At 46.3% G+C, this 1,094-nt stretch carries 1 protein-coding gene; it reads right to left on the reverse strand.

Annotation, left to right across the window (positions count from 1 at the left end; genetic code table 11):
• Positions 1-16: 16 nt before the first annotated feature.
• A protein-coding gene (locus tag QME20_RS19685) for an IS630 family transposase (RefSeq protein ID WP_161789755.1) occupies positions 17-1,046 on the reverse strand; the annotation gives its coding sequence in 2 pieces (ribosomal slippage) (positions 17-593 and positions 592-1,046; 1,032 coding nt in all).
• Positions 1,047-1,094 lie beyond the last annotated feature (48 nt).

Below are 1,094 nucleotides of genomic sequence, written 5' to 3' on the forward strand. Positions count from 1 at the left end.
ATACCAATTGCATTAATTAATTGACCAACTTTATCCACTCTCTCCAACAGAGATTTTTGACTCGTTCAACATCCGCAATGAATGTATTCCAAGCGCGAGAGACCTGTTCCACTATTTCTTCGTAACCTCGAAATACGCGGTTTGATAAGCAACGTTGCCGTAACCATTGCCATACTTGCTCCATCGGGTTCAGCTCCGGAGAATAAGGTGGGAGTTTTAACAGACTGACATTGGTAAATGGGCTGGCCGTATCGATCGTATGCCAGCCCGCGCCATCCATTACAACAACGGCATGACGCCCAGGCTCTGTCGCTTCACTTATTAATTTCAGATGCTGCTTCATCACCTCTTTATTCACAAGAGGGCTGATAAGCGCCTGAGTATTACCATTGCTCGGACACACCGCCCCAAAGACATAGCCATAATCGAATTGCTGTTGCTTTACTACTCTTGGCCTGCTGCCCTTGGCTGCCCATATTCTGGACGTCTGATTTTGCTGACCGAATCGTGCTTCGTCTTGAAACCAGACGTCAACGCGATCCAGAGGAAGATGACCGGGAGTGTGAAGGATCGTTTCCAGCAGGAAATTTTTTAAAAGTGTCCTGGGTTTGTTGTGATTGTTTAGGGTGTTTAGAGCGACTGGTTATCCAACTGAAACCGAGCGCATCCATGATGCGGTATACGTTTCGCAACTGATAATCGATTTGGAAGGTGTCGCTAATGTATTGTCGTACATCCTGTGCAATCAAACGCCCCCCCTCCTTTTTAACCGCATTTTCTTTGATAAAATGTGCGATCTGTTCTCGCTGGGAGACGGAGAGCTGACAGGGTCTACCCGGACTAGGTTTGGATTGCAGACCTTCAAGTCCGTGCGCCAGATAGTTGGATACCCAGGTATTAACACTGCCTCTGGCAACCCCAAGGTAAGTTGCTATCTGGGTTCGTGTTTCCCCATTCTTGAAATGATACAAAGCTAGATAGCGGGTTCGCAGTTGCCCGTTGGAGGTTTGCTTTGCTAATTGTTTAAAGTCGTCGGCTGTATGCATATCAAAATCACTCGAATATGAATACCACTATTAGATCAAACTTTTAAG

Origin of the sequence: Alteromonas sp. CyTr2, from assembly GCF_947311905.1 — a bacterium.
Lineage (GTDB): Bacteria > Pseudomonadota > Gammaproteobacteria > Enterobacterales > Alteromonadaceae > Alteromonas > Alteromonas macleodii.